Annotated in this window: 9 protein-coding genes; 2 read left to right on the forward strand and 7 right to left on the reverse strand. The window is 60.8% G+C overall.

The annotated features are described in order from the left end of the window. Both CAPSK01_RS10230 and hisG read right to left on the reverse strand, forming a co-directional pair. Nucleotides 1–276, reverse strand: a 276-nt coding sequence (locus CAPSK01_RS10230; RefSeq protein WP_034925927.1) for a histidinol dehydrogenase, incomplete at its 3' end; no start/stop codon positions are given. Further along, on the reverse strand, nucleotides 273–917 hold the full coding sequence (hisG, locus tag CAPSK01_RS10235; protein WP_034926069.1) for an ATP phosphoribosyltransferase: 645 nt from the start codon (nucleotides 915–917) through the stop codon (nucleotides 273–275). The genes CAPSK01_RS10230 and hisG, both read right to left, overlap by 4 nt. Nucleotides 918–1237: 320 nt before the next feature. Between hisG and CAPSK01_RS10240 the strand changes: the two genes are divergently transcribed. Continuing rightward, nucleotides 1238–2695, forward strand: a complete 1458-nt coding sequence (locus tag CAPSK01_RS10240) for a hemolysin family protein (protein WP_034925929.1) — start codon at nucleotides 1238–1240, stop codon at nucleotides 2693–2695. On the opposite strand, the gene CAPSK01_RS10245 is transcribed toward CAPSK01_RS10240, so the two are convergent. The 5 genes from CAPSK01_RS10245 to CAPSK01_RS10265 all read right to left on the reverse strand — a co-directional run bounded on the left by CAPSK01_RS10245 (nucleotide 2692) and on the right by CAPSK01_RS10265 (nucleotide 9409). After that, nucleotides 2692–4929, reverse strand: coding sequence for an arginine/lysine/ornithine decarboxylase (locus tag CAPSK01_RS10245; RefSeq protein ID WP_034925930.1), 2238 nt, complete (start codon nucleotides 4927–4929; stop codon nucleotides 2692–2694). The two genes, CAPSK01_RS10240 and CAPSK01_RS10245, sit on opposite strands and share 4 nt — an antisense overlap. Nucleotides 4930–5038: 109 nt before the next feature. Beyond that, entirely contained in the window at nucleotides 5039–6736 is a 1698-nt protein-coding gene (locus tag CAPSK01_RS10250; RefSeq protein WP_034925932.1) for a dCTP deaminase, read from the reverse strand. A 112-nt stretch (nucleotides 6737–6848) separates the two neighbouring features. Beyond that, nucleotides 6849–7940, reverse strand: a complete 1092-nt coding sequence (apbC, locus tag CAPSK01_RS10255; RefSeq protein ID WP_034925934.1) for an iron-sulfur cluster carrier protein ApbC — start codon at nucleotides 7938–7940, stop codon at nucleotides 6849–6851. A gap of 44 nt (nucleotides 7941–7984) precedes the next feature. After that, on the reverse strand, nucleotides 7985–8794 hold the full coding sequence (locus CAPSK01_RS10260) for an inositol monophosphatase family protein (RefSeq protein WP_034926071.1): 810 nt from the start codon (nucleotides 8792–8794) through the stop codon (nucleotides 7985–7987). 63 nt (nucleotides 8795–8857) lie between these two features. After that, nucleotides 8858–9409, reverse strand: coding sequence for a thioredoxin family protein (locus tag CAPSK01_RS10265; RefSeq protein WP_034925935.1), 552 nt, complete (start codon nucleotides 9407–9409; stop codon nucleotides 8858–8860). A gap of 57 nt (nucleotides 9410–9466) precedes the next feature. Between CAPSK01_RS10265 and CAPSK01_RS10270 the strand changes: the two genes are divergently transcribed. After that, a partial coding sequence (locus CAPSK01_RS10270; RefSeq protein ID WP_273703456.1) for an RsmE family RNA methyltransferase occupies nucleotides 9467–9851 on the forward strand: 385 nt, incomplete at its 3' end.

The raw sequence follows: 9851 nt of genomic DNA on the forward strand, positions 1-9851 counted from the left end.
TTCGAGCGCCTGCCGTTGTGCTGGCGGCAGGGCGGCGAGTGCCTGCTGCAGTTCGTTCTGCGAGAGTTCGAGTTCGGCCATCGAGTTGGCGCTCAAGGCATCGAAACGCCGGGTGTACTCGATGACCGCGGCATCGCCACGTGCCTTCACTTCGGAAAGAATGTCGGCGACAGTCTGTTCAATGCTGGCGTCCTGTGCAGCTTCGAAGGCCAGCAGGGCATCGAGTCGCTGATTGAAGTCGGCATCGGTGCTGGAAAGGCGTTTGATTGCGATCATGGGTCGACCACTCCGGCGATGGCTTCGAGAATCGGTGCCAGCCATTCGCGTTTCAGCTTGAGCGCGGCCTGATTGACGATCAGTCGCGACGAGATGTCCATGATGTGCTCACAGGCGAGCAGATGGTTGGCTTTCAGCGTGCTGCCGGTGGATACCAGGTCGACGATGGCGTCGGCGAGGCCGGCCAGCGGCGCCAGTTCCATCGATCCGTAGAGTTTGATCAGGTCGACATGCACGCCCTTGGCAGCGAAGTGTTCGCGGGCAATATTGACGTACTTGGTCGCCACCTTGAGGCGCGCGCCCTGGCGCACCGCATGCGCGTAGTCGAAACCGGCAGGAACGGCGACCATCATCCGGCACTTGGCGATCTTCAGGTCGATCGGCTGGTAGAGACCTTCACTGCCGTGTTCCAGGAGGATGTCCTTGCCGGCGACACCGAGGTCAGCCGCCCCGTATTGCACATAGGTCGGGGTATCGGTCGCGCGGACGATGACCACGCGAACATTTTCCCGATTGGTCGGAATGATCAAGCGGCGAGAGGTCTCGGGATCCTCGAGCGGTTCGATCCCGGCGGCGGCCAGCAGGGGCAGGGTTTCGTCAAATATCCGGCCTTTCGATAGAGCAATGGTGATGCCGTTCACGGCCTTTTCCCTGCGCGACAAAGCCCGCATTCTACCGCAATGCGGCCGCTGCGGCGGCACACGCATGCGTCGCCCGGCGCGGCAAGGAACTGGGCAAGGTGTGATTCGCTGCTTTCCTGAAGCGTGCCGTATTGCGATGAAGTGCTAGAGTTTGGGCATAAATGGCGTATTATTCGGGCGCCGCGGCGAAAGCAGAGGGAAAACCTGCAGAAAAGCAAAAGTGATCATGCGCACGCGGTCACCATGGCGCTGGTTCTGGTTGTCCCTCCAGGGAGCAATCTGGGTTCATGGCCGACGAAAAATACAGGAGGAGCATACAGATGATGGAGCACCCGTTTCTTTACATCAACCTTGGGCTGATTCTGGCTTTTGTCGCCGGCAATGCCTTTTTTGTCGGTTCGGAGATCGCCATCTCCTCGGCACGCCGCAGCCGCATCAGGCAGTTGGCCGAGGAAGGCGACAAGCGCGCAGCGCGGGTCGAGATGCTGCACAATGAGCCGGAACGCTTCTACTCGGTGACCCAGGTCGGCATCACGCTGGTTTCGCTCGGCCTTGGCGCCGTCGGGATGGAAACGATCAGCACGCTGACGGATTCGACCTTCGTCTCGATCTTTGCCCTGTTCGGCGACAGCGAAGCACTCGTCAAAGCGGCGCATACGGTCTCGTATGTCTTCGCCTTTGTCGTCATTTCGTTTCTGCATGTGGTTGCCGGGGAACTGGCGCCCAAGGTGCTGGCCTTCCACAAGGCCGAGCAGATGAGCATGGCGGTGGGCGGCATCATCAACCTTCTCTACCTCACCTTCCGACCGCTGATCTACATCATGAAGCTGTCTTCGGACGCCTTGCTGCGGCTTTTCGGGCAGCAGAATCTCGGAGGCGAAGGCCACAACAGCCACTTCACGATGTCGGTCGAGGAAATCCGCATGATTCTCTCGGCGAGCGAGAAGGACGGGACGCTGGCGCCGGAGGAAACGGAGATGATCCGCGGGGTGTTCAAACTCGACGAGCACACGGTGCGCGAGGCCATGATCCCGCGCACGCGCATCCGGGCGCTGGCGCAGGAAGATACCCTGGCCGACGCCTTGCGTATCTTCCGCGACGTGCCGCACGCGCGCTTTCCGGTGTACGACAAGAGCCTGGACCGGATCACCGGCGTGGTTGCGATCAAGGAACTGCTGACGGTGATGGCCGAGAGCACCGGCCAGACGCTCCAGGAAGTCAGTCACCGTCCAGTCGGCGACTTCGTGCAGGCGCCGTACGTGGTTCCCAACAGCAAATTGCTGAGCGACCTGCTCAAGGACTTCAAGCGTACCCGGCAGCAGATGGCGGTGGTGATCGACGAGTATGGCGGCACCGAAGGGATCATCACGCTCGAAGACATCCTCGAGGAAATCGTCGGCGACTACGAGGACGAATTCACCCGTCAGGCGAGGCGGGTCAGGAAACTGCTTGGCAGTCAGTACGAAATCGACGCCTCGATGCGGGTTTCCGACCTCGACGCCCTGCTTGATTTTCCGTTCCCGACCGACGACGATTACGTCACCCTGGCGGGACTGTTCTACAAGAGGCACGGCAGCGTGCCGAAGGTCGGCGATACCGTCCAACTGGAAGGCGGACAACTGACGGTGCTCGAGATGGACAACCATCGGATCACCCTGTTGAAGTTCGAAGATACCGCCGTCGGAGAGGATGGGGTCGTGCGCCTCGTCGAAAACTCTTCGGCAGCAGATGTCAATGCACCCTCCGCAGAAGACTCGCACCAACCGGATGGCCGTTAGCGAACGCAGTCGACCGAGTAGACCGGCTTGCCGTCGACGATCGCCTTGACCAGGCCGTGGACGTCGGTTTCAAAGCCAGGGAAGTGCTCGTTGAAGTCGCGTGCGAACTGCAGGTAGCGAACGATCGTGGCGTTGAAGCGCTCGCCCGGGATCAGCAGCGGAATTCCCGGCGGGTAGGGAGTCAGCAGGGTGCTGGTGATCCGTCCTTCCAGATCGTCGATCGGAACGCGGTCGATCTCGCGATGCGCCATACGGGCAAAAGCGTCGGTCGGCTTCATGGCCGGCTCCATGTCCGAGAGGTACATGCGGGTGGTCAGGTGCGCGACGTCGTTGGCCGCGTAAATGCCGTGGATCTGCTTGCACAGGTCTTTCAGCCCGTGCTTCTCGTAGCGCGGATTCTTGGCCAGGAACTCCGGCATCACCTTCCACAACGGCATGTTCTGGTCGTAACCATCCTTGAACTGCTGCAGTTCGGTGACCAGCGTGTTCCAGCGACCCTTGGTGATGCCGATGGTGAACATGATGAAGAAGGAATAGAGACCACATTTTTCGACGATGATGCCGTGCCCGGCCAGGTACTTGGTGACGATTGCCGCCGGAATTCCCCAATCGGCGAAGTCTCCGTCGACATCGAGACCCGGCGTAATGACCGTCGCCTTGATCGGGTCGAGCATGTTGAAGCCTTCGGCAAGCAGGCCGAAGCCGTGCCAACGTTCGCCGGGCTTGAGGATCCACGCCGAGCGGTCTGCGAGGCCTTCTCCCGAAAGGTCTTCCGGACCCCAGACCTTGAACCACCAGTCGGCACCCCATTCCTTTTCGACCTTGCGCATGGTGCTGCGGAAGTTGAGCGCCTCGGCAATCGACTCGTCAACCAGTGCGGTGCCGCCGGGGGCCTCCATCATCGCTGCCGCGACGTCGCAGGAGGCAATGATCGCGTACTGCGGCGAGGTCGAGGTGTGCATCAGGTAAGCTTCGTTGAAGACGTCGCGGTCGAGTTTCCGCCCTTCGGAATCCTGAACGAGAATCTGCGAGGCTTGCGAGAGACCAGCCAGCAGCTTGTGCGTCGACTGCGTCGAAAAGATCACCGCATCCTTGCAGCGCGGGCGATCGGCGCCGATGGCATGGTAATCGCCGTAGAAATCGTGGAAAGCCGCGTGCGGCAGCCAGGCCTCGTCGAAGTGCAGGGTGTCGATCACGCCATCGAGCATTTCCTTGATTTCTTCGACGTTGTAGAGGATCCCGTCGTAGGTGCTCTGGGTGATGGTGAGTACCCGCGGTCTGGCGGCGACCGCGCGCGCGAAAGGATGCGCCCTGATCTTCTTCTGGATGTTCTCCCAGCGGAACTCTTCTTTCGGAATCGGCCCGATGATCCCGTAATGGTTGCGGGTCGGCATCAGGAAAACGGGGATGGCGCCGGTCATGATGATCGAATGGAGTATCGATTTGTGACAGTTGCGATCGACGACGACGACATCGCCCGGCGCGACGGTCGAATGCCAGACGATCTTGTTCGAGGTCGAGGTGCCGTTGGTGACGAAGAAAAGGTGGTCGGCATTGAAGATGCGGGCCGCGTTGCGTTCCGAGGCCGCGACCGGGCCGGTATGATCGAGTAGCTGGCCGAGTTCCTCGACGGCGTTGCAGACATCGGCACGCAGCATGTTCTCACCGAAGAACTGGTGGAACATTCGCCCGACCGGACTCTTCAGGAAAGCGACGCCGCCCGAGTGACCGGGGCAGTGCCACGAATACGATCCATCTTCGGCATAGTGTGTCAGGGCGCGGAAGAAGGGCGGTGCCAGGCTTTCCAGGTAGGCTTTGGCTTCGCGCACCACATAACGACCGATGAACTCGGCGGTATCCTCGAACATGTGGATGAAGCCGTGCAACTCGCGCAGCACGTCGTTGGGGATGTGGCGCGAGGTACGCGTCTCGCCGTACAGGAAGATCGGGATATCCTCGTTGCGACAGCGAATCTCCTTGACGAAGGCGCGCAGGCTGCCGACGGTCTGGTCGGCCTTGCCGTTTCTGAAGTCTTCGTCGTCTATGGACAGGATGAAGGCCGAGGCGCGGCTCTGTTGCTGGGCAAACGAAGTCAGATCACCATAGCTGGTCACGCCGAAGACTTCAAAACCCTTCTTCTCGATCGCCTTGGCCAGCGCGCGAATCCCGAGCCCGCCGGTGTTTTCCGAACGGTAGTCCTTGTCGATGACGATCACCGGGAAATTGAAATGCATTCAGGGATCCAGTATCAAGAGTGAGAAGGCGGGAGTGCGACGACCAGCGCAGCGCACTTGATTTGCCTGCCTGCCCTGGTACCTTGCGGGGTGTAGGGTCGCATGCCCATCAGATCTTCGGCAGGGTCACGCCCATCTGGCCCTGATACTTGCCACCACGATCCTTGTACGATGTTTCACATTCTTCGTCGGATTCGAAGAACAGAACCTGCGCGATGCCTTCATTGGCGTAAATCTTGGCAGGCAGTGGCGTCGTGTTCGAGAACTCGAGGGTCACATGGCCTTCCCACTCGGGTTCAAAGGGCGTGACGTTGACGATGATGCCGCAGTTGCTGACGAATATCCCGGATGCGAGGGCAAAGTTGCCAGTTTCGGGCACAGTCAGGCAATAGACGTCGTGGTCCCCTGCCAATTCCCGGATACTGGCAATCTTGTGGTTGTACGGTGTTTGTCCCCGAAACGCGGCAAGGACCTCCGGGAAGCGATGGAATACCGAGCGGTCGCATTTCAGAAGCCGTGCGGCGCCACGGATGGAACCGGTGTTTTCGAGTGCCCAACGTACCCGGTCGGCGTTGATCTCCCCGCGCCGATTGATGTCCCGCGCGACTTCCGCCTGGCGTTGTCGGCGTTCGCCCGTGTCTCTTGCCCAGGCTTCGCGCGAACTGTTTCCCTGTGCTTGCCTGGCATGTGGATCCGAATAGCGTCGTACCATGGACTCCCGCTGCTGGCGGCGGCGCTCCTCGGTCCAGTTTTCCGATTGCTTTTCACGCAAGCGGGCGCGCGCCTGCGTGTACCTTTCGTCGCTCCAGAATTGTGTGGCGCGCTCGCGCTGGACCTCCGAGAAGTGCTCGATCCACCCCGGCCTGCTGGTTCGTAGACACTCGAAGGCTCCACGAATTGCCAAGCTGTGCTCGTCTGGGTCGAAGTCTGCCCCGTAGCTTTTGGCATTGTGCATGCGGATATGCTCGGCGGCCGGCATGCGCCCGATATTCCAAGGCGCGTTGTTGAGGCGGTCGAAGTCCTTGTGGTGCCGGTGCGTAGCCGGAATATCTTCATAGATACCATGCCGAATATTCCATTCATCGGCAAGGCGGTGAGTGGGGTAGAGATGGCCATTCAAGGGTTGATAGACAGCTTCGTAACCACGCACCAAGCGGCGATAGAGGGGCATCAAGGAATCGTTCGGACGCAACTGACACGCGGGAATGAGTCTGCCATCGCGCAGAACAAACTCGTGGTCGGGCGTGCAGTGGATGACCGTTCGATTGTCGAGAGTGATTTCCAGCAATGAATCCCGTCCGATGAAGCGAGGTGCTTCGAGCATTGCTGCGCCAATCCTGCCGAACTGGCCAATCCCATAGCCCCAGAACAACTCACCGTCTTCCGCTCGGCGGGCCATCTCCTCCAGGGTCGGTGCCGTGCCGTCGAGCAGGGCTACGCGGGTGTCGCCGCGGAAGCAACGGGCATAAGTACTTTTCCCGAGGCAGACCGTCAGGACGCTGCGCGGAATGCGGAAATACTCGATGGTGCGCGCCAGGGCGAAGGAGTTCGGCGGGATGATGCAGAAATCGTTCTTGACCTCGACGAACGAATTCGGATCGAAGTTCTTCGGGTCAACGATCGTCGAGTTCAGGTTGGTGAACAGCTTGAATTCGTTCGAACAGCGAATGTCGTAACCGTAGCTGGAGGTGCCGTAGGAAACGATGCGGCGGCCATCGATCTCGCGCACCTGATTCGGCTCGAAAGGGTCGATCATGCCGTACTCTGCCGCCATGCGGCGGATCCACCTATCCGATTTGATTGACATTGCCGGTCATCCGAACACCGCTTGCGCAGGAAAGGTCTCCATTCTACGGTGTCCGGGGCAGGGAAGAAACTGTTCGGTACGTCTCCCCGGAAGCGAGGGGCAGGCGCCTGGCTCAGGTATTCTGGACGACGATGCTCGGAAACTTGGCACTCATGTCCCTGGCGCGCTCGGCAACCTTGACCGCCAGACGGCGAGCAATTGTCCGATAAATCTCGGCAGCGCGCGATTCCGGTGCGCCGACCACGGTTGGCTTGCCGGAGTCGGTCAGTTGGCGAATCGAGAGTTCCAGTGGCAGGGCACCGAGGAACTCGGTGTCGTAGTCCCGGCACATCTGCTCGCCGCCGCCCTGACCGAAAATGTATTCCTCGTGGCCACACTTCGTGCAGAGGTGGATGCTCATGTTTTCCACCAGGCCGAGAATCGGGATGCCGACCTTCTCGAACATCTTCAGTCCCTTGCGCGCGTCGATCAGGGCGATGTCCTGCGGGGTGGTGACGATGACCGCGCCGGTGACCGGCACCTTCTGCGCCAGCGTCAGTTGCGTGTCGCCGGTTCCGGGCGGCATGTCAACCACCAGATAATCGACATCCTGCCAGTTGGTCTGCTTGAGCAATTGCTCGAGCGCCTGGGTGACCATCGGCCCGCGCCAGACCATCGGTGAATCGATGTCGATCATGAAACCGATCGACATCGCCTGCAGGCCATACGCCTGGAGCGGGTCCATCGACGTACCATCCTGCGATTCCGGTTTCTGACCGACCAGGCCCAGCATCTGCGGCTGTGAAGGCCCATAGATGTCGGCATCGAGCAAACCCACATTGGCCCCTTCCTGGGCCAACGCCAGGGCCAGATTCACCGCCGTCGTGCTCTTGCCGACGCCCCCCTTGCCGGAGGCGATGGCGATGATGTTCTTGACGCCGGGCAGCGGCTTCAGGCCGCGCTGGACGGTGTGGGCGACGATCCTGACCGTGACATTGACGCTCACATTGCCGACTCCGGGGAGGCCCCTGAGTTTCGTGATCACCGCACGACGGATGTCGTCAAGCTGGGTTTTTGCCGGATAGCCCAGTTCGATATCGAGCGAGAGGTCGGCACCGTCGATCCTGATGTTCCTGACGGAACGTGTCGAGACATAATCCTTTTGGGTATTGGGATCGATCAACTCCTTGAGTGTCGCCTGGACGGCTTCAGTCGTTACAGCCATGGTGAAAAGCTCCTGTAGTGGATAGCGGCGTCATTTTGGTTTGGTCAGACGCTTTCCGGCTGGCGAGACTGTCGAACCCAGTCCCGCCAGGCAGCAAAGACGGCCGGGTGCAAGGCCGCGATGACCGGGCGCCGCCAGACGTCATCGGCGTCGTAGTCATCCTCGGCCAGGGTGCACATCTGGCCGCCGGCCTCGCGCAGGATCAGGCTGCCGGCGGCGTAATCCCAGAGCATCTGGCCGCCGTGCAGGTAGAGGTCGAGTCGGCCTGCGGCGAGGTTGCACCAGTCGAGCGTCGAACTGCCGTAATTGCGCTGCGAGTAGAAAGGCGGGCTGACGGCGATCCGGTCAGCCAGCGGTTTCGGGATCCGTTTGAAATCGACACCGCCGACGGCGCGACGGATATCCGAGGTCACCTGGCGCAAGGGCAGGCGGCGGCCATTGAGGTAGGCGCCATTGCCTTCGCGGGCATAGAACATTTCGTCGGTGATCGGGTTGTAGGTCACCGCCAGGCGTGCTCGCCGCGCACTCATCCAGGCGATGGAAACGGCAAAGCAGGGCAGCCCGTTGATGAAATTGGTGGTGCCGTCAATCGGGTCGATACACCACAGCCCGTGCTCGTCGGTACTGCCCTTGTGCCAGCCGGCGCGTTGCATGGCCGGGGGCATTTCTTCGCCGATGATCGGGCAGGCGTGGATCTCGGTCAGTCGCCCGGCAAGAAAATGCTGCGCTGCAAGATCGGCTTCCGAGCACAGCGAACCGTCGTCCTTGCGTTCTCCATGACTGACCCGCAGGAAGCGCGGAATGATTTCTCGTTGCGCAACCTCGCGGACCACCGCGACGCTGGCATCGAGCATGCGTTTCAGATGGGCGTCAGTGACCGCCGGCGAGCCTGCGCCTTCTTCATTGCGCATTCTGGATCAGTCGCGCCACTTGATCGAGCAACCCATGCTGGCGGTCTGCTCGTGTGGGCCACGACCGGTTTCGGCAACCAGGCGCATGGCTTCGACCAACTCGCGTCGGGCATCGGGGGGGGCCGGCATGCGGCCGCTGGCGTCGAGACGTCCGCGGTACTGTAATTGCAGGTCGCGGTTGAAACCAAAGAAGTCCGGCGTACACACCGCACCGTAACGGCGTGCCACCTCCTGAGTGGCGTCATGCAGATAAGGAAAGGAAAAATTCAGATCCCGGGCCACGCGTTGCATGTTTTCGAAGGAGTCCTCAGGGTATTCGGCCGGATCGTTGCTCATGATGGCTGCCACGCCGATTCCCTGGGCCTGCAGTTCGCGCGCGTCGCGGCAAATGCGGTCGATGATCGCCTTGACATAGGGGCAGTGGTTGCAGATAAACATCAGCAGCAGGCCATTCGGACCGCGCAGGCTGGCGAGCGTCTGCCGGGAACCGTGGGTATCCTCGAGCGCGAAGTCAGGCGCTTGCCAGCCAAAGTCACAAACAGGGGTATTGAGCGCCATAAAGGGAGCTGCCTCCAAACAACGACCATCAAGCAAGGAAACTCTTATAATACCACGGTGAATGGTCCCCGCTTTCATTGCCCGATGCCGCTGGCGGCCGGCGTGTGCGTCGATTTGCCGGAACGGGTCGCGCAGCATGCGATCAAGGTCTTGCGCCTGCGCAGCGGCGATGCCTTGACCCTCTTCAATGGTGCCGGCGGGGAATATCCTGCCCGGATCGTTGGCATTGAACGCGCGCGGGTCAGCGTTGATATCCTGGAGTGGATCGGCAGCGAGCGTGAATCGCCCTTGTCGGTCACCTTGGTGCAGGCCTTGCAGGTCAGCGACAAGATGGATTGGACCGTACAGAAGGCCGTCGAGCTGGGCGTCCGGCGCATCGTTCCGGTCGTCTCGAAACGCAGTGTGCTGCGCCTCGAAGGCGAACGCGCATTGCGCCGGCTTG

It is taken from the genome of Candidatus Accumulibacter vicinus (assembly GCF_000584955.1).
GTDB classification, from domain to species: Bacteria; Pseudomonadota; Gammaproteobacteria; order Burkholderiales; family Rhodocyclaceae; genus Accumulibacter; species Accumulibacter vicinus.

What these genes read in the sequence shown, in the direction of transcription:
- CAPSK01_RS10250 (WP_034925932.1), bottom strand. Translation starts at nt 6,736, where the DNA reads ATGTCAATCAAATCGGATAGGTGGATCCGCCGCATGGCGGCAGAGTAC.
- CAPSK01_RS10260 (WP_034926071.1), bottom strand. Translation starts at nt 8,794, where the DNA reads ATGCTCGATGCCAGCGTCGCGGTGGTCCGCGAGGTTGCGCAACGAGAA.
- CAPSK01_RS10240 (WP_034925929.1), top strand. Translation starts at nt 1,238, where the DNA reads ATGATGGAGCACCCGTTTCTTTACATCAACCTTGGGCTGATTCTGGCT.
- apbC (WP_034925934.1), bottom strand. Translation starts at nt 7,940, where the DNA reads ATGGCTGTAACGACTGAAGCCGTCCAGGCGACACTCAAGGAGTTGATC.
- CAPSK01_RS10245 (WP_034925930.1), bottom strand. Translation starts at nt 4,929, where the DNA reads ATGCATTTCAATTTCCCGGTGATCGTCATCGACAAGGACTACCGTTCG.
- CAPSK01_RS10265 (WP_034925935.1), bottom strand. Translation starts at nt 9,409, where the DNA reads ATGGCGCTCAATACCCCTGTTTGTGACTTTGGCTGGCAAGCGCCTGAC.